Here is a 23,196-nt window from a genome sequence, read left to right on the forward strand (position 1 = left end):
CCCTCTGTGGCTTACAAAAAATCAGACGGCGAATGCCTCCAGCTTCTTCGGCACCGCGATATTCTTCAAGCGGATGTAATCCGGCAGGCCGTCGCGATAGGGCGGCGGCTCCTCCCCGGCAATCAAGGGCTGCAGGTAGGTTCGGCAGGCCTCGGTGATGTGGAAGCCATCCGGCGAGATGAACTCCGGCGGCATCTTGCGTTCGACGTTGGCAATTTCGGCCAGCGGTGCATGGCCGATCTGCCAGCGATACGGTTTGTCGGCCAGACGCTCGATGGTCGCCATCACGGCATTCTTGCCCTGCAGCGCCAGATCGACAGCGGCGACACCCAGCGCATGCGCCTGCTCAATGTCGGTCTTCGAAGCCAGATGGCGGGCAGCGCGCTGCAGGTAGTCGGCCAGCGCCCAGTGATACTTGTAGCCCAGCTTGTCCTTGATCAATTGCGCAACGACCTGGCCGACACCGCCCAGCTGAGAATGTCCGAAGGCATCCTTGGTGCCGGATTCGGCGATCAGCTTGCCATCAGCGTCCGACAAGCCTTCCGACACGGCTACCGTGCAGTAGCCGTACTGTTTGACGCAGTCGTCGACACGGGCCAGAAAACGTTCCGGATCGAAGGGCACTTCCGGGAACAGCAGGATGTGCGGCGGCTCGCCGGCATGTTCGGAAGCCAGGCCGCAAGCCGCAGTGATCCAACCGGCGTGACGACCCATCACTTCCAGCACGAAAATCTTGGTCGAGGTGCGGGCCATCGAGGCGACGTCGTAGCCGGCCTCGCGGATCGACGTGGCGACATATTTGGCGACCGAACCGAAACCCGGGCAGCAGTCGGTATGCGGCAGATCGTTATCGACGGTCTTCGGCACGCCGACGCAGACCACCGGATAGCCCATCTTCTCGGCGATCTGCGAGACCTTCCAGGCGGTATCCATCGAATCGTTGCCGCCGTTGTAGAAGAAGTAGCCGATGTCGTGGGCCTTGAACACTTCGATCAGGCGCTCGTATTGCGCCCGGTGCTGCTCCAGACTTTTCAGCTTGTAACGACAGGACCCGAAGGCGCCGCCCGGTGTGTGGCGCAGGCGGGCGATATCCGCATCGGATTCGAGGCTGGTATCGATCAGATCTTCAGTCAGGGCGCCGATGATGCCATCGCGCCCGGCATAGACTTTCCCGATCTTGTCGGGATGCCGGCGTGCTTCCTGGATCAGGCCGCACGCCGTCGAGTTGATGACGGCGGTAACGCCCCCTGACTGTGCGTAGAAGGCATTCTTCACCGCCATTTTCTACTCCTTTATTTCAGTGCGTCGAACACACTCTTGGTGATGGCATCGACATTGCCGACACCGGCAATCTTGCGCACCTTCGGTGCCTTGGCATCGCCTTCCGCCGCCCATTTGCTGTAGAAATCGACCAGCGGCTTGGTTTGCGAATGGTAGATCTCGAGGCGCTTCTTGACAGTTTCTTCCTTGTCGTCGTCGCGCTGGACCAGATCTTCACCGGTCACATCGTCCTTGCCCTCGACCTTCGGCGGATTGAACTTGACGTGATAGGTGCGACCGGACGGCAGGTGCGCACGACGGCCAGCCATGCGCTCGATGATGTCGCTGTCCGGCACGTCGATTTCGAGGACGAACTCGATCGGCACGCCGGCATCCTTCATGGCCTGGGCCTGCGGGATGGTGCGCGGGAAGCCGTCGAACAGATAGCCATTTTTGCAATCGTCCTGGGTCAGGCGTTCCTTGACCATGCCGATGATGACCGCATCCGGCACCAGGCCGCCTGCATCCATGTGCTTCTTGGCTTCCAGACCCAGCGGGGTGCCGGCCTTGACCTGGGCGCGCAGCATGTCGCCGGTGGAAATCTGCGGGATGCCGAACTGCTTGCAAATGAAAGTAGCCTGCGTTCCCTTACCGGCGCCGGGTGCGCCCAACAAAATCAACTTCATGAATAGTCCCTCTGGTTTTTGATTCGGTTCTGGTTCGTAATTCTTGTTTTCGCCCGTCGTGGCGGGCGTTGGGTGGAGCTTGAAAATTACTCGCTATTTCCGGCACGGTCAAACAGTTTGCGCATCCGCTCGGCATCCTCCGGCGTGTCGACGCCGGGCGCCGGCGCGGCCTCGATCAGGGCTACGCTGATCCGGTAACCATGCCACAGGGCACGCAACTGTTCGAGCGACTCGAAGTGCTCGGTAGGCGCCACGGACAAGCCGGCGTAGGCCTTCAGGAAACTGGCGCGGTAGGCATACAGCCCGACATGACGATAGGCCGGAAAGTTGGCTGGCAAGGTCTCACCACCGCCTTCACGGGCAAAATGATCGCGGGCATAGGGAATCGGTGCCCGCGAAAAATAGGCGGCATCACCATCGGCCCGGCAAACGACCTTGACCACGTTCGGATTGAAGAACTCGGCGGCATCGGTAATCGGATGCGCCACCGTGGCGATATCGGCACCACTGGCGGCCAGCTGGCGCGCCGTCTGCAGGATGACGGCCGGTTCAATCAGCGGCTCGTCACCCTGCACATTGACGATAATGGTGTCGCTGCTCCAGCCGCGCTGCTCGACGACCTCGGCCAGGCGGTCGGTACCGGTCGGATGATCGCCACGGGTCATCAATGCCGCCACTTCGTGGGCTTCAGCCGCCGCCCGGACTGCCGGGTGATCGGTCGCCACCCAGATTTCATCGGCACCGGACAAGCGGGCCCGTTCGGCTACCCGGACGACCATCGGCTTGCCGCCGAGGTCGAGCAGCGGTTTGGCCGGCAGGCGGGTCGACGCGTAGCGGGCCGGAATGACGACCTTGAACGACAGCCCGGACATCGCTTACTGCTCGTCCGGCGACAGTTGGCGCGCTTCGTCCTCGAGCATGATCGGGATATCGTCGCGGATCGGGAAGGCCAGCTTGCAGGGCTTGCAGACCAGCTCCTTTTCCGCCTTGCGGTGTTCGAGATTGCCCTTGCAAATCGGGCAGACCAGAATATCAAGCAGCCGTGCGTCCACGCAGTTTCTCCACAATGAGATCAATAAGGGCCGAGGACAACTCGGCCTCGACGGGCAAAACCCAAGCCTCGCCCAAGGACAGATGCGCGCATTTTACTGCATCCTTCTCCGTCATCAGCAGCACGCCATCCCGCGCGAAAGCCAGATCGGCGGTGGTATAGCGGTAATGATCGGGAAACGGATGGGTTTCGCAAACGAGGCCCAGCCCGGCCAGCGTGGCAAAAAAACGTTGCGGGTTGCCGATACCGGCCAGGGCGTGCAAGCGGCCGCGCTGACGCAAGCTGTCGGCCGTGCAAGTCTGGCCGGGATCATCCAGGCGATAGAAGGAACCGGGTTGCAAACGCATCGGAAAGACCGGCCGGGCACAGGGCAGCCCCCCCGGGGTCAGGCCGTTCGCCACGACGGCATCGACCGTCGCCAATCGTGCCGGTGATTCGCGCAACGGCCCGACCGGCAGGCGCCAGCCATTGCCGATGCCGCGTGCGTCAAATACGGCAATCTCGACATCGCGAGCCAGCGCGTAGTGCTGCAGGCCATCATCGCAAAGGATGACATCGACCTCAGGGTGCGCCGCAAGCAAGGCAACACCAGCCTCGCCCCGCCGCCGGCCGACCCACACGGGCACGCCACTGCGCCGGGCGAGCAGCAGCGGTTCGTCGCCTACTGTTTCGGGCGGCGAGTCCGCCAGCACGGGGCGTACTGTATCGTCGCTCCGGCCGTAGCCACGGCTGACAATGCCGGGGTGCCAGCCGTGCGTCCGCAACTGCTCGGCCAGCCAGAGTGTCAGAGGGGTTTTTCCGGCGCCACCGACGGTAATGTTGCCGACCACAACGACCGGCACCGCCAAATGCCGGGGCCTGGCCAGCCAGCGATTGAGGCCGCTCAAGCTGGCATAAAGCCCGGCGAGGGGAGCAAGAAGCCACAACGCCGGCGTCAGCCGGCGTCGTTCAAACCATTGCCGCTGTAGCCAGCGTGCAAACATCAACGGTTCTGGGTGGCGAAGGAAATGTGCGGATAACCCGCCGTCTGCGCCGCCTGCATCACATCAACCACGCTCTGGTGGGTCGCCTTGGCGTCGGCGTTGATCACGATCAGCGGATCCTCTCGGCTACCCGCCGCCCGGCGCAGGCCGTCGGCGATGCTCTTGACGTCGCTGGCCGCAAGCGGCGACTTGTTGACCAGGATCTGGCCGCTGGCCGTCACAGCCACATCGACCTCGTTCGGCTGCTCGGCCGGCTTGCTGGCATCAGCCGTCGGCAGGTTGATTTCCAGACCGGAAAACTTGGAATAGGTGGTCGTCAGCATCAGGAAAATGATGATGACGAGCAACACGTCGATCATGGGAATCAGGTTGATTTCCGGCTCTTCCCGGCTGCGTCCGCGCTGGAAGTTCATTGCTTAATTCCGCTCGCCGTGCATGTATTCGACGAGGCGGATGGCCTGCTGCTCCATCTCGACGATGAATCCATCCACCAGCGCACGGAAGTGCCGCCAGAAAATCAAGCTCGGGATAGCGATGAAAATGCCAAAGCCGGTGTTGTACAGGGCGATGGAAATACCGTGTGCCAGTTGCTGCGGATTACCGGTACCGGGCGCCTGCGAACCGAAGATCTCGATCATCCCGACGACGGTCCCGAACAGGCCCATCAGCGGGCTGATCGATGCGATGGTGCCGAGCGTTGTCAGGTAGCGGTTCAGTTCATGGGAAACAGCGTTGCCGCACTCCTCGATCGACTCCTTCATGATTTCACGCGATGCATTGACGTTGCGCAGACCGGAGGACAGGACGCGACCGAGCGGTGAATGACGTTCGAGCTCCTCGAGCAGCTTCCCGTTGTCAGCGCCACGCTTGAATTCGCCGACGGCGCGCTGCAACAGGCCGGCCGGCACCACCTTGCTGCGGCGCAGGGCAACCAGACGCTCGATGATTAGGGCAACGGAGATGACGGAAGCCAGCAACAACGGCCAGATCGGCCAACCGGCCGCCTTTACGATTTCAATCACTTTGTGCGCATCCTTGGTGGAAATTTAGCCCGCAATTCTGCACCGCGCCCCGCCACAGGGCAAGCCACCAAATTCCGGGCTTCCGGCGGCTTATCCCCAAAAGCTGTGGATAAGTCTGTGAATCGCTTGTCATCAGATGCGCTAACTCCCAAGCAGCAAAGGAATTTCCCTACCCTGCCAAAAAACGAGGCACCTCGTTTAGATCATTAAAAATCAACCACTTATATAATTACCAAACTGTCAACCGTGGCGCACCGAAAAGCGCACCGGGTTACAATCCGGCAATGTCTCCACCGCCCCCACCGAATGCCGTCCTCAGCGTATCCAGCCTGAACCGCCTGGTGCGTGACTGCCTGGAATCCGCTTTCCCGCTGACCTGGATCGGCGGCGAGATATCCAACCTGACCTACGCCACCTCCGGCCACGTCTATTTCTCGCTCAAGGACAGCAGTGCCCAGGTGCGCTGCGTGATGTGGCGCAGCCGGGCCCAATTGCTCGGCTGGCGGCTGGAAAACGGCCAGAAGATCGAAGCCCGGGCACTGGTTTCCTTTTATGAGCCGCGCGGCGAGTTCCAGCTCAATGTCGAGGCGATTCGCCGGGCCGGCCAGGGCGACCTGTTCGAACGCTTTCTCAGGCTCAAGGCGCAGCTCGAAGCCGAAGGCCTGTTTGCCGCCGAAGTCAAGCGACCGCTACCTGAATTTCCGCGCCATGTTGCCATTGTCAGCAGCCTGCAGGCCGCCGCCCTGCGCGACGTGCTGACCACGCTGCACCGGCGGGCTCCGCACCTGCGCCTCAGCATCTTCCCGACCGCGGTCCAAGGCGACGGTGCAGCCAACCGGATCGCCGAGGCGCTTGGCCAGGCAAGTGTGAGCGGGTGTGACGCCATCATCCTGTGCCGGGGCGGTGGCAGCATCGAGGATCTGTGGTCGTTCAACGAGGAGTGCGTCGCCCGCGCCATTCGCGCCTCGGCCATTCCGGTCATTGCCGGCGTCGGCCACGAAACCGATTTCACCATCGCCGATTTTGCCGCCGACCTGCGCGCCCCGACGCCGACCGCCGCGGCCGAACTGGTCAGCCCCGACCGCGACAGCCTGGTCGACCGACTCGATCGCCTGCACGAACAGTTGCAACGGCGCAGCGAGCGCGCCCTGGCCGACCGCCTGCAGCGCCTTGACTGGCTGGGCACCCGCCTGATCCATCCGGCCGAAAGACTGCGCCAGCGTCAGCAGGAGGTGACTGCTCTCGGCCTGCAACTGCAACGCGCCCTGCGGGCCAAGCGCGACCGCGCACAACTGCTCGCCAACGCCCTCCAGCAGCGGCAAATGGCGGCTCGCCCCCGGCTCGACCGGCTGGCCAGCCGGCTGGAACACGCGGCTTACCGGCTGGGCAAGGAAACCGCCGGGCAAATTTCTGCCTGCAACGGGAAACTAAATGCCCTGGTCGGCGGTCTCAAGCAACTTGACCCACATGCCGTGCTACAACGCGGCTACGCACTGGTCATCGGCCCTGATGGACGTGCCGTGCGTGATGCTGCGGCACTGCACCCGGGCGACGATCTGGCCGTGAGTTTCCACCGGGGTTCGGCGACGGCCACCGTCAGGCAAGTTGTCGCCCCGCCGGAAGCTGACTAGAATTTTCGTTTCACCCCTCAAATACAACGGAGAAAACAATGGAACATCAACTGCCCCAACTGCCGTACGCCAAGGACGCGCTTGCCCCGCACATGTCGGCCGAGACCTTCGACTATCACTACAGCAAGCATCACCAGGCCTACGTCACCAACCTGAACAACCTGATCAAGGGCACCGAGTACGAGAACCTCGACCTCGAAGCCATCGTCAAGAAGGCCCCGGCCGGCGGCGTTTATAACAACGCAGCCCAGGTCTGGAACCACACCTTCTTCTGGAACTGCATGAAGCCGAACGGTGGCGGTGCGCCGACTGGCGCCCTGGCGGCCGCCATCGACGCCAAGTGGGGTTCCTTCGACGCCTTCAAGACCGCCTTCCAGACCTCCGCCGTCGGCAACTTCGGTTCCGGCTGGACCTGGCTGGTCAAGAAGGCCGACGGCACGGTCGACATCGTCAACATGGGCGCCGCCGGCACCCCGCTAACCACCGGCGACAAGGCCCTGCTCTGCGTCGACGTCTGGGAACACGCCTACTACATCGACTACCGCAACCTGCGTCCGAAGTTCGTCGAGACCTTCCTGAACAACCTGGTCAACTGGTCCTTCGTCGAAGCCAACTTCGCCTGATCGTCAGTCAAGCCCACCGGGAACGAACCGGTTCCTGACAACACTGGGGAGCCTCGCGCTCCCCAGTGTTTTTTTGCCCTCTTTTTTCCATCGTCCGGCCGGCTATGCCCCGTCTTTTGGACTAAACTGCCGGCCGCTGGATCACCGGCCTCACGCCCTCCCCACCCCCCATTTTGCAAAGGCCAACCATGCCCCCCGTCCTCGATGTCGACGTCCTTCTCCTGTTTTCCACCGCCCTCGCCGCCAAACGGCGGCCGGCCGAATTAGTTGAAATCGTTGCAGCGCTCGATTTGGTCAACGGGAACATTCCCGGCGAGGAAAAACTCAGCGAAGCCTTTGCCCGGCTCGGCACGCGTGGCCTGCTGCAGGAAGCGGGCGGCGGGATAGCACTGACCCCGGCCGCCGAAAAGCTGATCGAAATCCTGCCCCGCAAGGGTGAACACGCCGAGCGCTTGTTTGAACTGAAGGGGTTGCTCGGAACGCATGCGACATCCGCCGATGGCCCGCTCATCAACCTGGCTCCGGAACAACTGCGCGCAGCCATCCTCGCCCATCGCGCCGCAGCCGCCGGACGCGCCAAGAATCTGCTGGTTCCCAAGCCCAAGCCGGAAAGCACCCAGGCCCGCCCCGGCCAGCGTCAGCGCAAACCGATGCCGAAAGCACGCCAGCGATGATCATCCTGAAGAACGTCACGCTGCGCCGCAGTTCGAAAATCCTGCTCGACAAGGCGTCCGTCACCATCAACCCGGGCGAGAAGGTCGGCCTGGTCGGGCGCAACGGCGCTGGCAAATCGACACTCTTCGCGTTGCTCAACGGCACCCTGCACGAAGACGGCGGCGACTATTCGATCCCGAAGCAGTGGCGCATGGGCCAGGTGGCGCAGGACATGCCGGAGACCGAGCAAAGCGCGACCGATTTCGTCATCGACGGCGACACGCCGCTGCTCGCTGCCCGCAACGAGGTGAAGGCCGCCGAGGAAAGCGACGACGGCATGCGCATGGCCGAAGCCTACATGGCGCTCAACGATGCCGGCGAGCACGACGCCGAAGCCCGCGCCCAGGCCCTGATCCTCGGCCTCGGCTTCAAGGTGTCGGAACTGCACAACCCGGTCAACAGCTTCTCCGGTGGCTGGCGCATGCGCCTGCAACTGGCGCGCGCCCTGATGTGCCCGTCCGACATCCTGCTGCTCGACGAGCCGACCAACCACCTTGACATGGACGCCCTCGTCTGGCTCGAAGCCTGGCTAAAGCGCTACCAAGGCACCTTGGTCATGATCAGCCACGACCGCGAGTTCCTCGATGCCATAACCGGCGTCACGCTGCACATCGACAACGCCAAGCTGGTGCGCTATGGCGGCAATTACAGCAAGTTCGAGGACATGCGCGCCGAGCAGATCGTGCTGCAGCAAGCCACCGCCGCCCGCCAGGCCGAGAAGATCGCCCACCTGCAGTCCTTCATCAACCGCTTCAAGGCCAAGGCCAGCAAGGCCAAGCAGGCGCAGAGCCGGGTCAAGGCACTGGAGCGCATGGAAAAGATCGCGCCGGTGCTGGCCGATGCCGAATTCAGCTTCGAGTTCCAGGAGCCGCAAAACCTGCCCAACCCGATGCTGTCGATGGTCGATACCGCCATCGGCTATCCACCGCCGGACGATGCACCGGCCGGCACGCCGCCGACCGTCATCGTGCGCGGTATCAACCGCTCGGTGATGGCCGGCCAGCGTATCGGCATCCTCGGCGCCAACGGCCAGGGCAAGTCGACGCTGGTCAAGACCATCGCCCAGGCGCTGCAACCGCTGGGTGGTGAAGTCACTGTGGGCAAGGGCCTGAACATCGGATATTTCGCGCAGCAGGAACTCGACGTGCTGCGCCCGCAGGACACGCCGCTCGAACACATGACCCGCCTCGCCAAGGAAGCGCTGGCCGCCGGCATCCGCAACCTGCCGGGGCGCGAGCAGGAACTCCGCAACTTCCTCGGCACCTTCAATTTCAGCGGCGACATGGTCAAGCAGGCGGTCGGCACCATGAGCGGCGGCGAAAAAGCCCGGCTGGTGCTGTGCATGCTGGTCTGGCAGCGCCCCAACCTGCTGCTGCTCGACGAACCGACCAACCACCTCGACCTCGCCACCCGCGAAGCACTCAGCGTCGCCCTCAACGAGTTCGAAGGCACGGTGATGCTGGTCAGCCACGACCGCGCCCTGCTCCGCTCGGTGTGCGACGAGTTCTGGCTGGTGTCGCGCGGCGGCGTCGGCCCCTTCGACGGCGATCTCGACGACTACCAGCGCTACTTGCTGGAAGAAGCGAAGCGCTCGCGCGAAACCGCAACAGCGGGAGCTTGAACGACCGCCGATACGTCACGCCGGGGCACGACCGTTCAGTTTCCGGAGCGGCAGATTCGCGCGAATTCCGAGATTTTGGCGATTCAGGGCAGACCGGTCACCATATTTGATATGATTGGCGACCCGTCAGAATATCCAGCTGACCTCGAAAACCAAGGCCAACGGCAGGTAGATCATTCAGTCATGCTCATTCAACTGATTTACGTCAGTTCGGCAAAACAGGAATTGTCCGATGCCGAACTGGACAAGATTCTCGAATCATCCTCCCACCACAACGCGGGGCAGCAGGTGACGGGGATGCTGCTGTATTCCTTTGGCAACTTCATGCAGGTGCTCGAAGGTCCGGCCGAGGCAGTCGATGCGGCCTACAACCGGATTTGCGCCGATCCACGCCACCATCACATTTTCCTGCTCTCACGGGAGGAGATCAGTGAACGACATTTCGAAAAATGGCATATGGGATTTCATCGGGTTACCCGCCTGGACGCCGATGCGCACCCGGCTTTTGCCCCGCTCTTCGCCAATGGTTTCAACGCCGAACAGCTGGGTGCCAAGGCCGGGCAGGCCATGGAATTGCTAACACTGTTCCGCGACAACAACTGATGGCAAGGTAGCCCAGCCAGCTGAAACCTCGCCCCGGCGAGGTTTTTTCATTTCAGGCGCAGGATATCCGGCAGAAAAACCTCGGTAACCAGCACTTGCTGGCCACCGAGACGATGCTGCGAGCGCCGTGCCCACAGGCTGGGTCCGACCGGCGTCAGGCGGGCTGCGCGGCGGTAGAGCGGATGACGGGCATCCAGGCGCAGGAACTCGATGGTGCCGCGCCGGAAGCCGGGGTAGGCGAAGAGCAGCGAGCCCAGCGAGCGGCTGCCGAGACGCGCCATCCAGCGGGTCAGGCGACCCTTGCCGGAGGCTGCCAGCGTGGTATGGGCAAAGATCACCGGCCGGCCATCGCATTCGAGGGCAACTTCGCGTACCCAGGCCAGACCATGCGCCACGCCGCCCTCGACCGCCTCGTCGGCCAGCGCCATCCCCTTGCCGAAGCGCAACAGGCGTACGCGGAAAACCTGGCAGTTCCGCTGGCAACGGGCGGTCAGCGAATCCGGCTCGGTCAGCCAGGTGCGCAGATACGGATCATCGGCCCACGCGGGCAGGCGGGATCGCCACTTGCTGCGTTTCATGCGCCCGGCAAGGTCGGTTGAATCGGTGGGCAGAGGCTGCCGCTCATGGCCGCCCGAAAGCTGTGGAAGACACCCTCATTGCGGACGCGGCGCCCGGTCGATGCCGCGGATCTTCGTGCCTGGCCTGATACCGCGCTGGGCGAACCAGCCAATATTCATCTCCAGCGCATAGCGGGCCGGGCGGCGAGCACAATGGTTGTCCTCGGTCTGCGGCTGCATGTCTTCGATATTGATGATGGCTCCCTCGGCATCCATGAAGGCGACCGACAGCGGCAGCAGCGTATTGCGCATCCACATGCAGTGGGTGTTCTCGTGGTTGAAGACGAAGAGCATGCCATGCTGCTGCGGCATGGCCTTGCGGTTCATCAGGCCAAGCTGGCGGTGCTGGTCGTTGGCGGCCACCTCCGCCTCGATGCGGTGGAAGCCGGCACTCAATTCGAGCATCGGCATGACGCCTTGCGCCTGGGCGCCGCCGCTCAGGGCCAGGGCGGCGAGCGCGGCAATCGTGCTTTTCTTCATGCGATCTTTCCTTGCAAATCCCGATAGCTGCCTTCGATCTGACGCCATTCGCCGAGCGCCAGGCCATCCAGCGTCGCCGCCCCGATGGCAGCCCGAACCAGGCGCAGCGTAGGATACCCGATCGCGGCGGTCATTCGCCGCACCTGGCGGTTCTTGCCTTCGCGGATGCGGATTTCCAGCCACGTGGTAGGGATCGCTGCCCGGTAGCGGATCGGCGGATCGCGCTGCCAGAGCCCGGGCGGCTCGTCGATGCGGCGCACCCGGGCTGGCAGGGCGGTGAAATCGGCCAGGCGGATGCCGGCCCGCAGCTTGTCCAATGCTGCCTCGTCGGGCATGCCCTCGACTTGCGCCCAGTAGGTTTTTTCCAGTTTGTGCCGGGGATCGGCAATCCTCGCCTGCAGCTTGCCATCGTCGGTCAGGATCAGCAGGCCCTCGCTGTCGGCATCGAGCCGGCCGGCAACGTAGACGCCCTTGAGCGGGATGAAATCGCTCAGCGCCCGCCACTTGCCTTCCGGCGTGAACTGGCTGAGGACGCCATAGGGCTTGTTGAAGAGGACGATTTTGGACACGGAAATTGACGACGACAGCAGCGAGGCTTGGATGCCCGCCCATTTTAACGGTTTCCCGGCAACGTCCCGGGATTTGCCCGGGATTCGGGCACCCGGAATGCCTTCAGCGCGCCATGCCGTTGAGTTCGCGCGGCAAGGTCAGCTCGCCCCGGGTGTGGAAACGGACGCTGCCAAACGCCGGCCCGGCCAGCTTGCCGCCCATCTCGTAGGCCAGCTGGCCGCGCAACTCGCCACCGACCATCGACAGGGCCTGGCGTGCAATGCCATAGATCGAAATGCTGACTGGTACGCTGACCACCGCTTCGCCAAACCGCGGCACGATACCGGCCGCATCGCTGACCCCGCTGGCAAAGCGCTTGCCTTCGACGTCCATTTCAACGAACACCCCGTTGTATTCGATTGGCGCATCGTTCGGATTCTGTACCCGCAACTTGACCAGCATGCGCATTTCCAGCCCCTCGCCGGCCAAGGGTTCGAGGCCGACGAGATTGACCTGCACCGGCTCGCTGCGTTGCAGGCTGGCGCAGGCACCAAGCAGCACGGTGGCACCGGCCAGGAGGACGAGGACTACACGCTGGATCAACTTGCCCATCCCGTTTCTCCCGGCAGACCACTCAGTGGCTGGTGCCCTCCGATTTGGTCACCTTGTTCCAGACATTATATTTCCCGACCGGCTTCTTCATCGGCAGGCGTTTGACTTCCTTCAGGGTCTCGGCATCGTAGATGATCAACGCGCCGTCCATGTCCCACAGGCTGGCCAGTACGTACTTGCCGTCGCGGGTGAATTCGACGTGGGCGAAGGTCTTGCCCGGTACCGGCTTCAGCTCGGCAACGATCTCCAGCTTTTCCTTGTCGATGATCTGCATGGTGTCCTTGAACTCCTTGCTCATCATCGAGTCGGTCCAGGCATAGCGGCTGTTCTCGTGGCTGCGCATGAAGAAGCCGGGGCCGCGCGTCCTGATCTGCTTGATGGTCTTCCAGGTCTGCATGTCGATGATGCTGACCAGGCCTTCGTTGAGGTTGGGCGTCGCCATGACGGTGCGCTCACCCATCTTCCAGCTGATGCCGGAGCCGAGGTGCGGCATGCCCGGCAGTTCGAGGTCGGCGATCTTCTTGCGGGCATCCAGATTGACCACCTGGCCGCTCACCGCGGCCTTGGCATCGTTGCGCGAGGCGCCCATCACCTCGTCGTAGCCCTGCGTGAAGTAGAAGTCGTCGAGGTAGTCGTCGAGTTGCGTGCGCACCGGGTTGAGGAAACCGGGCAGGAAGGCGCCTTCCTTGTACTTGAAGTCATGGATCATGCCAGCCGGGATGTCGTCCGCCTTCGGGTTGTAGGAAATCTCCCAGACTTCCTTGACGTCCTTCAGCGCGGCGACGAAGCTCTGGCGCGGACTGGCGTCATAGACGGCCGAAACGCGGGACGAGACCTTGCCTTCCTTGTCGGCCACCGGCAGCAGCTTCTTGAAATTGAGATCGGCATCGAGGATGACCAGGCTGTGCGGCAGGTAGTTGGCCACCGCCACCCATTGGCCGTCGCCCGAGACGGCGGCGTTGCGGGTGTTGATACCGGCCCGCACTTCGGCCACCACCTTGAGGTTCCACAGATCGAACTTGGTGATCCAGCCATCGCGCGAGGCAAAGAAGACGTAGCGGCCATCCGGCGTGAACTTCGGCCCGCCGTGCAGCGCATAGCGCGACTGAAAGCGATGAATCGGTTCCAGCTTGTCGCCATCGAGGATCGACACATGATGATCGCCGCTTTCGACAACCACGAAGAGGTTGAGCGGATCGGCCTTGAACACCGGCTTGTCGGGCAGGGGCTGCTTCTCGTGCAGAATGCGCGAGGCGGTGATCTCCTTCTCACCCCAGGCCGGCATCGGCTTGATCGGCGTATAGGCGTAATCGACCAGCGCCTTGATCTCCTCGGCCGACAGCTTGTCGCCAAAACCCAGCATCTGACTGGCCGGACGGCCCTCGCGAATGACCTTCTCGGCTTCCGGCTTGCGCAGACGCGCCAGGTTTTCCGGCAGCAGCGCGGGGCCGATGCCGCCCAGGCGGTCGGCGCCGTGGCAGGAAGCGCAGTGCTGCTGGTAGTTGGCCGAGGTATCGGCCGCTTCGGCCAGTTGCGCCATGCCGACCAGGAAGTAGGCGGCAAAGCCCGCCGGGATCAGGATTTTCCAGTGACTCATGCGATTTCCTCGTCGCTCAAGTAGCAACCGGGGTCTTCCGCCCACGGATTGCCGGTCAGTTGCTGGGCACGGACACGCGTGTTGCCGTTGCAGATTTCCAGGTAGGCACAGGTGGCGCAGCGCCCCTCGACGGCCCGCGGATGGCGTTTCAGGCCGGCCATCAGGGCATCCGAGGTATCCGGCCAGATCTGCGAGAACGGCCGATCCTTGACGTTGCCAAGGGTGTGATGCCACCACATGGTGTCGGGATGCACGTTGCCCAGGTTGTCGATGTTGGCGACATTGACGCCTGACGAATTGCCGCCCCACTGGCGCAACTTGGCCTCGACATGGGCCGCCTTGTCCGGGAAGCGCTGGCGCACCCAGTGCAGGAAATAGACGCCATCGGCATCGTTGTTGCCAGTGGTGAATTCCTTTTCCAGGCCGCGCTGCTGGTAGTCCCAGCAGGTGTCGAACAGCAGGTCCATCGCCCAGCGGGTCAGCTTGTGGTGCGCATCGTCCTTGCGGTTCTTGTTGCCGCGCCCGGCATAGTTGAGGTGGGAGAAATAAAAACGGTCGATGCCCTCGGCCTCGACCAGCCGGAGCAGGCCCGGCAGGTCGTGGGCGTTGTCCTGCGTCATCGTGAAGCGCACGCCGATCTTCAGGCCGAGGTCGCGGCACAGGCGGATGCCCTTCAGCGAGGCTTCGAAGGCACCGTCCAGCCGGCGGAACTTGTCGTGCGTTTCACGGATGCCGTCGAGCGAGACGCCGACGTAGTTGAAATCGCATTCGGCGATCTTGCCGATATTGTTCTCGTCGATCAGCGTCCCGTTCGATGACAGCCCGACGTAGAAACCCTTGGCCTTGGCGCGCTTGGCGATGTCGTAGATGTCCGGCCGCAGCAGCGGCTCGCCGCCAGACAGGATGAGGACCGGCACCCTGAAGCCCTTGAGGTCGTCCATCACCGTGTAGACCTGTTCGGTACTCAGCTCGCCAGGGAAGTTGGTATCGGCGGAGATCGAGTAGCAATGCTTGCAGGTCAGGTTGCAGCGCCGGATCAGGTTCCAGATGACGACCGGACCGGGCGGATTGCGTTTCGGCCCGAGCGGCGTGGGGGCAGCGATCTCGGCCATGTACTGCGAAATTCGGAACATGCGGCATCCTCTTGATAAGTTCGGCTATTGCAACCGAAGCGCCGCTCGCCAGCCTTGACGTGAGTCAATGGAGCGAAGCAGGTGAGCGGCATGGTACGCCGGTGGCAAATTCGAAACAGCGTGCGATGGCTCAGCATCCGCACAATCCATTACCGGCTTTTTCGCCCCAACGTCATCGTTCCGGCGAGCCGCCCGTTATAGGGGGAGGAGTATACTTTCACGATGACTTCGAACGTACACAACAATGCCGGCATTGATCCGGCAGTTCCCGCCCGCTGGGCGGCCGATGTCGAATCCCGGCTGGCGGCTGGCGAGGAGGTCCAGGCCTGCCTGGAAACCGACCTCGACCACGACCTGAAATTTGCCGATGGCCTGCTGCTGGTCACCGATCGCCGCCTGCTGGCGCGTAGCGCCGGCCAGACGGCATGGCAGGAATGGCCGCTGCGCGCCGGCCTGCAGCTGACTCACCACGACCAGGCCGGCGTCGGTACGCTGGCATTGCTCGATGCCAACGGACGCCTGGCCACCTGGCGTTACACGCTGGCCCGCAACCTGGCTGCCCTGCGCGTCATCGCCGAATTCGACCTGCACCGCGACAGCGCGCTGTCCGGCCAGCCGGTCGCCCGGCCGGGCGACGAGGTTTGCCCGAAATGCAAGACGCCGCTGCCGCCGGGCGAGGATGAGTGCCCGATCTGCAACCGCGAATCGACCGTCGCCCCGTCGACCTGGACGCTGTTCCGCCTGTGGCGCTTCGCCCGCCCCTACCGCTGGCAACTGTTCCTCGGTTTTGCGCTGACCCTCGCCTCGACCGCCGCGACGCTGGTGCCCCCTTACCTGACCATGCCACTGATGGACAATGTGCTGATCCCGTTCCAGAACGGCAAGCCGATCGACTGGGGCCTGGTCTCGATGTACCTCGGCGGCCTGCTCGGCGCCGCCGTGCTGGCCTGGGTGCTGGGCTGGATCCGCACCTACATCCTGTCGCTGGTGTCCGAGCGCATCGGCCGCGACCTGCGCACGCAGACCTACGAGCACCTGATGGGCCTGTCGCTCGAATACTTCGGCGGCAAACGCACCGGCGACCTGATGGCGCGGATCGGCAACGAAACCGACCGCATCAACATCTTCCTGTCGCTCGACCTGCTCAACTTCGCCACCGACGTACTGATGATCACGATGACCGCCGTCATCCTGTTCAGCATCAACCCGTGGCTGGCGCTGGTCACCCTGCTGCCGCTGCCCATCATCGGCTGGCTGATCCACTTCGTGCGCGAAAAACTGCGCACCGGCTTCGAGAAAATCGACCGCGTCTGGGCCGAAGTGACCAACGTGCTGGCCGACACCATCCCCGGCATCCGCGTCGTCAAGGCCTTTGCCCAGGAAAAGCGCGAAGCCGACCGCTTCCGCGCCGCCAACGAACACAACCTGCAGATGAACGACAAGCTGAACAAGACCTGGTCGCTGTTCACGCCGACGGTGACGCTGCTCACCGAGATCGGCCTGCTGGTCGTCTGGATCTTCGGCATCTGGCAAATTTCCAAGGGCGACTCGACCGTCGGCGTGCTCACCGCCTTCCTCGCCTACATCGGCCGCTTCTACACCCGCCTCGATTCGATGAGCCGCATCGTCTCGGCCACCCAGCGCGCCGCCTCGAGCACCAAGCGGATCTTCGACATCCTCGACCACGTTTCCAGCGTGCCCGAACCGGCCAACCCGGTGCATCTGTCCGGCGTCACCGGCCGCATCGAGTTGAAGAAGGCCGGCTTCCGCTACGGCACCCGCGCCGTCACCAAGGATGTCGACCTGGTCATCCAGCCCGGCGAGATGATCGGCCTGGTCGGCCATTCCGGCTCCGGCAAGTCGACGCTGGTCAACCTGATCTGCCGCTTCTACGACGTCTCCGAAGGCCAGGTGCTGATCGACGGCACCGACGTGCGCTCGGTGCCGGTTGCCGAATTCCGCCAGCACATCGGCCTGGTGTTGCAGGAACCCTTCCTGTTCTTCGGCACCATCGCCGACAACATCGCCTACGGCAAGCCGAACGCGACGCGCCAGGAAATCATCGCGGCCGCCCGTGCCGCCCATGCCCACGAATTCATCCTGCGCCTACCGCACGGCTACGACTCGCTGGTCGGCGAGCGCGGCCAGGGTCTCTCGGGCGGCGAGCGCCAGCGCATCTCGATCGCCCGCGCCCTGCTCATCGACCCGCGCATCCTGATCCTCGACGAAGCGACCTCGGCGGTCGACACCGAGACCGAGAAGGAAATCCAGAAGGCGCTCGACAACCTCGTCAAGGGCCGCACCACCATCGCCATCGCCCACCGCCTGAGCACCCTGCGCAAGGCCGACCGGCTGGTCGTCATGGATCGCGGCCGTATCGTCGAGATCGGCAACCACGATCAGCTGATGGAAACCGAAGGCCACTACCACAAGTTGTATATGGCACAGGCCCGCAACGTCGATACCGAGGATACCTTGCCGCGTACCCCAGAACTGCCGAAAGCCCACGTCGAGTAAATCATGGCCAACGTCAATTTTCAGATTCATTGCGACAATTTCGGCCGCCTCGTCCTGATCGATGCCGAAGGTATCCGCCACGAAGGTGTCACGCCGGTGCGCGCCTTCCCCATCGCCGCCCCGGACGAAGGGCTGTCGCTGATCAACTTCGAAGGCCACGAGGTCGGCTGGGTGGATCATGTCGCCGACCTGCCGCCGGCCATCCGCGACATCGTCGAAGCCGACCTGCGTAGCCGCGAGTTCGTGCCGGAAGTCGAACGCATCGTCGAGGTCTCCAGCTTCGCCTGCCCGAGTACCTGGCAGGTGCAGACCAACCGCGGCCCGGCCGAACTGGTCCTGAAGGGCGAAGAAGACATCCGCCGCCTGTCGCAAACCCGCCTGCTGATTGCCGACGCCCATGGCATCCAGTTCCTGGTCCGCGACCTGACGAGCCTCGACAAGCACAGCCGCAAGCTGCTCGACCGCTTCCTTTAAGCCACCGTGTAACGGCCCGTGCGGAACTGTGACAATTTTGCACGGGCGTCAGCCGAAACCGGCGCGAAAGCGTTAATAATGTCGAAATACCCTTGTGAACAACGCCGGTTCGCCCGGTCAAAGCAGAGCGCATGAAAAGACAAGACATCGTTTTCAAGGACTCGATCTCCCTCAAGGGGCCGAGCATCTGGACCTACCCGCCGTGCATCGAGACCTGGATCGACATCGGCGAACTGGAAGACTACCCCTCCGACAAGATTCCCGGCCTCTACGACCGGCTGGCCGCCTGGCTGCCCGGCCTGATCGAGCACCGCTGCAACTACGACGAACGCGGCGGCTTCCTGCGCCGACTGAAGGAAGGCACGTGGACCGGCCACATCCTGGAGCATGTCGTCCTCGAACTGATGACGCTGGCCGGCCTGCCGGACGGTTTCGGCCGCACCCGCGAAACGACGACGCGCGGCGTCTACAAGCTGGTGGTCAGCAATTTCCACGAGGAATGCACCCGCCTGGCCCTCGAACTCGGCCGCGAGCTGGTGCTCGCCGCCATCCATGACGACCCGTTCGACATTGCCGAAGCGATCAAACCGCTGCGCCGCAAGGTGGACCGCAAGTATCTCGGCCCGTCCACCGCCGCCATCGTCAACGCGGCCGAAGCGCGCAAGATCCCGCACATCCGCCTGCTCGACGACGGCAACCTCGTCCAGCTCGGCTACGGCGCCGCCATGCGCCGCATCTGGACGGCCGAGACCGACAGCACCAGCGCCATTGCCGAGACCATCTCGCGCGACAAGGACCTGACCAAGGAGCTGATTTCCTCGGTCGGCGTACCGGTGCCGGAAGGCCGTGAGGTCGAGAACGCCGACGATGCCGTCGAAGCGGCCGAAGACATCGGCTACCCGGTGGTCGTCAAGCCGACCGACGGCAACCACGGACGCGGCGTGTTCATCGACCTGACCACCGCCGACGATGTCCGCAAGGCCTACGCCATTGCCGTCGAGGAAGGTTCCAGCGTGCTCGTCGAACGCTCCATCCCGGGCATCGAGCACCGCCTGCTGGTCATCGGCGGCAAGCTGGTCGCCGCCAACCGCAGCGACTTCATCACGGTGACCGGCGATGGCCAGCACACGGTGCAGGAACTGATCGATACCCAGGTAAACACGGACCCGCGCCGCGGCAATACCGAACTGCACCCGCTGTCCATCATCAAGATCGACACCGCCGCCCTGATCGAACTTGAACGCCAGGGCCTGAGCGCCGATGCGGTACCGGCTGCCGGCCGCGAGGTGCTGATCCAGCGCAACGCCAACCATGCTTTCGACTGCACCGACGAAGTGCATCCCGATACCGCCGCCATCGCTTCGCTCGCCGCCCGCGTCGTCGGCCTGGACATCGCCGGCATCGACCTCGTCTGCCAGGACATCGCCAAGCCGCTGGCCGCACAGGGCGGCGCCATCGTCGAAGTCAATGCCGGTCCCAGCCTGCTCATGCACATCAAGCCCGGTGTCGGCAAACCGCGCCCGGTCGGCCAGGCCATCGTCGACAACCTGTTCTCCGCCGCGCAGACCGGCCGCATCCCCCTGGTCGGCGTCACCGGTACGCACGGCAAGACGACTGTCGCCCGACTGGTCGCCCACCTGCTCTACCTGTCGGGCGCCTTCACCGGCCTGGCGTGCAGCGAAGGCCTGTTCCAGAACCGCCGCCAGGTCCAGAAAACCGATGCCGCCAACTGGTCGGCCGGCCGCCGCCTGCTGCTCAACCGCGCCATCGAGGCCGCCGTCATCGAGAACGGGCCGGAAGTCATCCTCGGCCAGGGCCTGGCCTACGACCGCTGCTCGGTCGGCATCGTCACCAACATCGCCTCGGACGACGAAGACCTGTCGCGCTGGGATGTCCAGCCGACCGGCGGCGAGTATTACACGACGCCGCGCTCGATCTATCGCACCCAGGTCGACGTCGTGCTGCCCTCCGGCCACGCCGTCCTCAACGCGGCCGACCCGCTGGTCGCCGATTTCGCCGAACTGTGCGACGGCGAGGTGATCTTCTTCGCCGCCGACCCGTCCTGCCTGAAGCTGGCCGAGCACTTCGCGGCCGGCAAGCGCGGCGTGACGGTGGCTGACGGGCGGATTATCCTGCGTACCGGCAACGACGAGGTCCGCCTCTGCCGCCTCGGCGACGTACCCGCCATCGGCAAGGCCAAGAAGCCGGAAGACATCGCCAATGTGCTGGCCGCCGTCGCCGCCGGCTGGGCGCTCGGTCTGACCCAGGAGGTCATCACCACCGGCGTCAAGACCTTTGGCCTCGATCTGCCCGAACCGGAAGCCCTGCTGCCGATTCAGGCCAAGAAGCCGCTGCGCGCGGCCGTGAAATAACAAGGAACATCGCGTCATGGACGTTTCCCGCATTCGTGCCCTGCGCGGCCCCAACCTGTGGAGCCGCCACACCGCCATCCAGGCCATCGTCCGCTGCGACGGGGCCGAAGTCGCCATCGCCGACCTGCCCGGCTTCGAAGCCCGCCTGCGCGAGCGCTTCCCGGAGCTCGGCGACCTGATTCCCTCCGACCATCTCGACACCGTCTCGGTCGCCCACGCCCTGGAGTTCTGCGCCCTCGGCCTGCAAGCCCAGGCCGGCTGCCCGGTGACCTTCAGCCGGACGACGCAGACGGTCGACACCGGCGTTTTCCAGGTTGTCGTCGAATACTCCGAGGAAGACGTCGCCCGTCTCGCCTTCGAACGCGCCGAGCAACTCTGCCAGGCAGCCCTCGACGATACGCCCTTCGACCTTGAGGCGACGCTGAAGGAACTGCGCGATCTGGACGAGGATATCCGTCTCGGCCCATCCACCGGCGCCATCGTCTCGGCCGCCGTGGCGCGCGGCATTCCCTTCCGCCGCCTGACGCAGGGCAGCCTCGTCCAGTTCGGCTGGGGCAGCAAGCAGAAGCGCATCCAGGCGGCCGAAACCAGCTTCACCAGCGCCATCGCCGAAGCCATCGCGCAGGACAAGGAACTGACCAAGAACCTGCTGCACGCGTCCGGCGTCGCCGTGCCTTACGGCCGTCCGGTCGAGGACGAGGACGATGCCTGGGCCGCCGCCCAGGAGGTCGGTCTGCCGGTCGTCGTCAAGCCGCAGGACGGCAACCAGGGCAAGGGCATCTCGGTCAACCTGACCAGCGAGGAGCAGGTACGCAAGGCCTACCGCGTCGCCATCGAATTCCGCGACGACATCATGGTCGAGAAATACCTGCCCGGCCATGACTGGCGCCTGCTGGTCATCGGCGACAAGCTGATCGCCGCCGCCCGGCGCGACCCGCCCCTGGTCATCGGCGACGGCACGCATACCGTCCGCGAACTGGTCGACATCGTCAATAGCGACCCGCGTCGCTCCGATGGCCACGCCACCTCCCTGACCAAGATCCGCTTCGACGAAATCGCCCTCGCCCGCCTGGCCGAACAGGGCTACACGGCCGACAGCGTGCCGCCGCGTGGCGTCCGCGTCATCCTGCGCAACAACGCCAACCTGTCCACCGGCGGTACCGCCACCGACGTCACCGACGACGTGCATCCCGACCTCGCCGCCGCTGCGGTGGCTGCAGCACAAACCGTCGGCCTTGACATCGCCGGCATCGACGTCGTGTGCGACACCATCTTGAAGCCGCTGGAAGACCAAGGCGGCGGCATCGTCGAAGTCAATGCCGCCCCCGGCCTGCGCATGCACCTCGACCCGTCCTTCGGCAAGGGGCGCGATGTCGGCAAGGCGATCATCGACATGATGTACAAGGACGGCAGCAATGGCCGCATCCCGGTCGTCGCCATTGCCGGCACCAACGGCAAGACCACCACCAGCCGCCTCATCGGCCGCATCTTCGAAGCCAATGGCCAGCGCGTCGGCATGACCAGCACCGATGGCGTCTACATCCAGGGCAAGCAGATCGACGATGGCGACTGCTCCGGCCCGCGCAGCGCCCGCAACGTGCTGATGCACCCGGACGTCGATGCCGCCGTGTTCGAAACCGCCCGTGGCGGCGTGCTGCGCGAGGGGCTCGGTTTCGACATGTGCGATGTCGCCGTGGTGACCAACATCGGCATCGGCGACCACCTCGGCCTCAACTACATCACGACGGTCGATGAACTGGCCGTCGTCAAGCGCGTCATCGTCGAGAATGTCGCACCGCATGGCACGGCGGTGCTCAACGCCGCCGATCCGCAGGTTGCCCGCATGGCGGCGCACTGCCCAGGCGGCATCATCTTCTTTGCCCGCGACAAGGCCAACCCGGTACTCGCCACGCACAAGGCCCAGGGCAAGCGCGTCGTCTATGCCAACGAGGAAGGCATCGTCTGCCAGGAAGGCCGCAAGAGCCAGCGCATTCCGTTCTCCAGCATCCCGCTGACCCGCAACGGCAGCATCGGCTTCCAGGTCGAGAATGCCATGGCCGCCACCGCCACCGGCTGGGCGCTCGGTCTCGACTGGGCAGTCATCGAAAAGGCGCTGTCCGGCTTCGTCAGCGACGCCAATACCGCTCCCGGCCGCTTCAACGTCTTCGACTACAAGGGCGCGACGCTGATCGCCGACTACGGCCACAACCCGGACGCCATGCAGGCCCTGGTCCAGGCCGTCGAGGGCATGCCGGCGGTCCGCCGCTCGGTGGTCATCAGCGGTGCCGGCGACCGGCGTGACGAGGACATCCGCCAGCAGACCGAAATCCTCGGCAATGCCTTTGACGATGCGATCCTCTACCAGGATGCCTGCCAGCGCGGCCGCCAGGACGGCGAAGTGATCGGCCTGCTGCGGGACGGCCTGAAGCATGCGAAGCGGACCCGGCGCATCGACGAGATCACCGGCGAGTTCAAGGCCATCGACCTGGCCCTGGAACGCCTGCAACCCGGTGACCTGTGCCTGATCCTGATCGACCAGGTGGAAGAGGCGCTGGCCCACATTGCGCAACGGATCCGCGAAGCATCGTAAGCCCCCTGCCGCCCAGTCCTGTGGGTGTTAAGCCCGGCCTCGGCCGGGCTTTTTGCTCGCT

Annotated in this window: 22 protein-coding genes; 9 read left to right on the plus strand and 13 right to left on the minus strand. The window is 64.1% G+C overall.

All coding sequences use genetic code 11. The features are described from left to right. Nucleotides 1-21: 21 nt before the first annotated feature. The 7 genes from K420_RS0117310 to K420_RS0117340 form a co-directional block, all read right to left on the minus strand. Nucleotides 22-1,281, minus strand: coding sequence for a 6-phosphofructokinase (locus K420_RS0117310; protein WP_027459159.1), 1,260 nt, complete (start codon nt 1,279-1,281; stop codon nt 22-24). Between the two features lie 11 nt (nt 1,282-1,292). Continuing rightward, the gene (adk, locus tag K420_RS0117315) at nt 1,293-1,946 is read right to left on the minus strand and encodes an adenylate kinase (protein ID WP_027459160.1); all 654 of its coding nucleotides are present in this window, start codon (nt 1,944-1,946) and stop codon (nt 1,293-1,295) included. Nucleotides 1,947-2,032: 86 nt separating this feature from the next. Further along, a complete protein-coding gene (kdsB, locus tag K420_RS0117320; RefSeq protein WP_027459161.1) occupies nt 2,033-2,818 on the minus strand; it encodes a 3-deoxy-manno-octulosonate cytidylyltransferase in 786 nt (261 codons plus the stop codon). 3 nt (nt 2,819-2,821) lie between these two features. Continuing rightward, nucleotides 2,822-2,998 (minus strand): Trm112 family protein, encoded by a 177-nt coding sequence (locus K420_RS0117325; RefSeq protein ID WP_027459162.1) that lies wholly within the window; start codon nt 2,996-2,998, stop codon nt 2,822-2,824. After that, nucleotides 2,979-3,980 carry a tetraacyldisaccharide 4'-kinase gene (lpxK, locus tag K420_RS0117330; RefSeq protein ID WP_027459163.1) on the minus strand — a complete coding sequence of 334 codons (1,002 nt, stop codon included), beginning with the start codon at nt 3,978-3,980 and terminating at the stop codon, nt 2,979-2,981. The genes K420_RS0117325 and lpxK overlap by 20 nt, the downstream gene beginning before the upstream one ends. Continuing rightward, nucleotides 3,980-4,393, minus strand: a complete 414-nt coding sequence (locus K420_RS0117335) for an ExbD/TolR family protein (RefSeq protein ID WP_027459164.1) — start codon at nt 4,391-4,393, stop codon at nt 3,980-3,982. Before K420_RS0117335 ends, lpxK begins: the two co-directional genes overlap by 1 nt. A gap of 3 nt (nt 4,394-4,396) precedes the next feature. Continuing rightward, complete coding sequence (locus K420_RS0117340) at nt 4,397-5,002, minus strand: MotA/TolQ/ExbB proton channel family protein (RefSeq protein ID WP_027459165.1); 606 nt, start codon at nt 5,000-5,002, stop codon at nt 4,397-4,399. A gap of 284 nt (nt 5,003-5,286) precedes the next feature. Between K420_RS0117340 and xseA the strand changes: the two genes are divergently transcribed. The 5 genes from xseA to K420_RS0117365 all read left to right on the plus strand — a co-directional run bounded on the left by xseA (nt 5,287) and on the right by K420_RS0117365 (nt 10,194). Next, nucleotides 5,287-6,633: an exodeoxyribonuclease VII large subunit gene (gene xseA / locus K420_RS0117345; protein ID WP_027459166.1), complete on the plus strand. Its 1,347-nt coding sequence runs from the start codon at nt 5,287-5,289 to the stop codon at nt 6,631-6,633. A 38-nt stretch (nt 6,634-6,671) separates the two neighbouring features. After that, nucleotides 6,672-7,256, plus strand: coding sequence for a superoxide dismutase (locus tag K420_RS0117350; protein WP_027459167.1), 585 nt, complete (start codon nt 6,672-6,674; stop codon nt 7,254-7,256). 188 nt (nt 7,257-7,444) lie between these two features. Next, complete coding sequence (locus tag K420_RS0117355) at nt 7,445-7,930, plus strand: hypothetical protein (protein ID WP_027459168.1); 486 nt, start codon at nt 7,445-7,447, stop codon at nt 7,928-7,930. Next, nucleotides 7,927-9,591: an ABC-F family ATP-binding cassette domain-containing protein gene (locus K420_RS0117360; protein ID WP_027459169.1), complete on the plus strand. Its 1,665-nt coding sequence runs from the start codon at nt 7,927-7,929 to the stop codon at nt 9,589-9,591. The genes K420_RS0117355 and K420_RS0117360 overlap by 4 nt, the downstream gene beginning before the upstream one ends. A gap of 111 nt (nt 9,592-9,702) precedes the next feature. Further along, nucleotides 9,703-10,194 (plus strand): BLUF domain-containing protein, encoded by a 492-nt coding sequence (locus tag K420_RS0117365; RefSeq protein WP_051453230.1) that lies wholly within the window; start codon nt 9,703-9,705, stop codon nt 10,192-10,194. A gap of 47 nt (nt 10,195-10,241) precedes the next feature. Here K420_RS0117365 and K420_RS0117370 read toward each other — a convergent pair whose 3' ends face one another. The 6 genes from K420_RS0117370 to nirJ form a co-directional block, all read right to left on the minus strand. Beyond that, a complete protein-coding gene (locus tag K420_RS0117370) occupies nt 10,242-10,772 on the minus strand; it encodes a chorismate--pyruvate lyase family protein (protein ID WP_027459171.1) in 531 nt (176 codons plus the stop codon). Nucleotides 10,773-10,847: 75 nt separating this feature from the next. Further along, the gene (locus tag K420_RS0117375) at nt 10,848-11,291 is read right to left on the minus strand and encodes a DUF192 domain-containing protein (RefSeq protein ID WP_027459172.1); all 444 of its coding nucleotides are present in this window, start codon (nt 11,289-11,291) and stop codon (nt 10,848-10,850) included. Next, nucleotides 11,288-11,860 carry a pseudouridine synthase gene (locus K420_RS0117380; RefSeq protein ID WP_027459173.1) on the minus strand — a complete coding sequence of 191 codons (573 nt, stop codon included), beginning with the start codon at nt 11,858-11,860 and terminating at the stop codon, nt 11,288-11,290. The genes K420_RS0117375 and K420_RS0117380 overlap by 4 nt, the downstream gene beginning before the upstream one ends. A 103-nt stretch (nt 11,861-11,963) precedes the next feature. Further along, nucleotides 11,964-12,452, minus strand: a complete 489-nt coding sequence (locus tag K420_RS0117385; RefSeq protein ID WP_027459174.1) for an LEA type 2 family protein — start codon at nt 12,450-12,452, stop codon at nt 11,964-11,966. A 22-nt stretch (nt 12,453-12,474) separates the two neighbouring features. Beyond that, the gene (locus K420_RS0117390; RefSeq protein WP_035855048.1) at nt 12,475-14,049 is read right to left on the minus strand and encodes a cytochrome D1 domain-containing protein; all 1,575 of its coding nucleotides are present in this window, start codon (nt 14,047-14,049) and stop codon (nt 12,475-12,477) included. Next, the gene (nirJ, locus tag K420_RS0117395; protein ID WP_027459176.1) at nt 14,046-15,182 is read right to left on the minus strand and encodes a heme d1 biosynthesis radical SAM protein NirJ; all 1,137 of its coding nucleotides are present in this window, start codon (nt 15,180-15,182) and stop codon (nt 14,046-14,048) included. The genes K420_RS0117390 and nirJ overlap by 4 nt, the downstream gene beginning before the upstream one ends. Before the next feature lie 222 nt (nt 15,183-15,404). Here nirJ and K420_RS0117400 point away from each other — a divergent pair, with 222 nt between their 5' ends. The 4 genes from K420_RS0117400 (at nt 15,405) to cphA (ending at nt 23,135) form a co-directional block, all read left to right on the plus strand. Continuing rightward, nucleotides 15,405-17,699, plus strand: coding sequence for a cyanophycin metabolism-associated ABC transporter (locus K420_RS0117400; protein ID WP_027459177.1), 2,295 nt, complete (start codon nt 15,405-15,407; stop codon nt 17,697-17,699). A 3-nt stretch (nt 17,700-17,702) separates the two neighbouring features. After that, nucleotides 17,703-18,173 (plus strand): cyanophycin metabolism-associated DUF1854 family protein, encoded by a 471-nt coding sequence (locus tag K420_RS0117405; protein WP_027459178.1) that lies wholly within the window; start codon nt 17,703-17,705, stop codon nt 18,171-18,173. Nucleotides 18,174-18,304: 131 nt separating this feature from the next. Beyond that, nucleotides 18,305-20,545, plus strand: a complete 2,241-nt coding sequence (locus tag K420_RS19445; RefSeq protein WP_035855049.1) for a cyanophycin synthetase — start codon at nt 18,305-18,307, stop codon at nt 20,543-20,545. Nucleotides 20,546-20,561: 16 nt separating this feature from the next. Next, the gene (gene cphA, locus K420_RS0117415) at nt 20,562-23,135 is read left to right on the plus strand and encodes a cyanophycin synthetase (protein WP_027459179.1); all 2,574 of its coding nucleotides are present in this window, start codon (nt 20,562-20,564) and stop codon (nt 23,133-23,135) included. Nucleotides 23,136-23,196 lie beyond the last annotated feature (61 nt).

Origin of the sequence: Dechloromonas agitata is5 (assembly GCF_000519045.1) — a bacterium.
GTDB lineage: Bacteria > Pseudomonadota > Gammaproteobacteria > Burkholderiales > Rhodocyclaceae > Azonexus > Azonexus agitatus.

Coding starts and splice junctions, on each gene's coding strand:
- xseA (WP_027459166.1), top strand. CDS start 5,287: ATGTCTCCACCGCCCCCACCGAATGCCGTCCTCAGCGTATCCAGCCTG.
- K420_RS0117365 (WP_051453230.1), top strand. CDS start 9,703: ATGATTGGCGACCCGTCAGAATATCCAGCTGACCTCGAAAACCAAGGC.
- K420_RS0117390 (WP_035855048.1), bottom strand. CDS start 14,049: ATGAGTCACTGGAAAATCCTGATCCCGGCGGGCTTTGCCGCCTACTTC.
- K420_RS0117335 (WP_027459164.1), bottom strand. CDS start 4,393: ATGAACTTCCAGCGCGGACGCAGCCGGGAAGAGCCGGAAATCAACCTG.
- K420_RS0117350 (WP_027459167.1), top strand. CDS start 6,672: ATGGAACATCAACTGCCCCAACTGCCGTACGCCAAGGACGCGCTTGCC.
- K420_RS0117370 (WP_027459171.1), bottom strand. CDS start 10,772: ATGAAACGCAGCAAGTGGCGATCCCGCCTGCCCGCGTGGGCCGATGAT.
- adk (WP_027459160.1), bottom strand. CDS start 1,946: ATGAAGTTGATTTTGTTGGGCGCACCCGGCGCCGGTAAGGGAACGCAG.
- K420_RS0117405 (WP_027459178.1), top strand. CDS start 17,703: ATGGCCAACGTCAATTTTCAGATTCATTGCGACAATTTCGGCCGCCTC.
- K420_RS19445 (WP_035855049.1), top strand. CDS start 18,305: ATGAAAAGACAAGACATCGTTTTCAAGGACTCGATCTCCCTCAAGGGG.
- K420_RS0117310 (WP_027459159.1), bottom strand. CDS start 1,281: ATGGCGGTGAAGAATGCCTTCTACGCACAGTCAGGGGGCGTTACCGCC.
- K420_RS0117385 (WP_027459174.1), bottom strand. CDS start 12,452: ATGGGCAAGTTGATCCAGCGTGTAGTCCTCGTCCTCCTGGCCGGTGCC.
- nirJ (WP_027459176.1), bottom strand. CDS start 15,182: ATGTTCCGAATTTCGCAGTACATGGCCGAGATCGCTGCCCCCACGCCG.
- kdsB (WP_027459161.1), bottom strand. CDS start 2,818: ATGTCCGGGCTGTCGTTCAAGGTCGTCATTCCGGCCCGCTACGCGTCG.
- K420_RS0117360 (WP_027459169.1), top strand. CDS start 7,927: ATGATCATCCTGAAGAACGTCACGCTGCGCCGCAGTTCGAAAATCCTG.
- K420_RS0117355 (WP_027459168.1), top strand. CDS start 7,445: ATGCCCCCCGTCCTCGATGTCGACGTCCTTCTCCTGTTTTCCACCGCC.
- lpxK (WP_027459163.1), bottom strand. CDS start 3,980: ATGTTTGCACGCTGGCTACAGCGGCAATGGTTTGAACGACGCCGGCTG.
- cphA (WP_027459179.1), top strand. CDS start 20,562: ATGGACGTTTCCCGCATTCGTGCCCTGCGCGGCCCCAACCTGTGGAGC.
- K420_RS0117400 (WP_027459177.1), top strand. CDS start 15,405: ATGACTTCGAACGTACACAACAATGCCGGCATTGATCCGGCAGTTCCC.
- K420_RS0117375 (WP_027459172.1), bottom strand. CDS start 11,291: ATGAAGAAAAGCACGATTGCCGCGCTCGCCGCCCTGGCCCTGAGCGGC.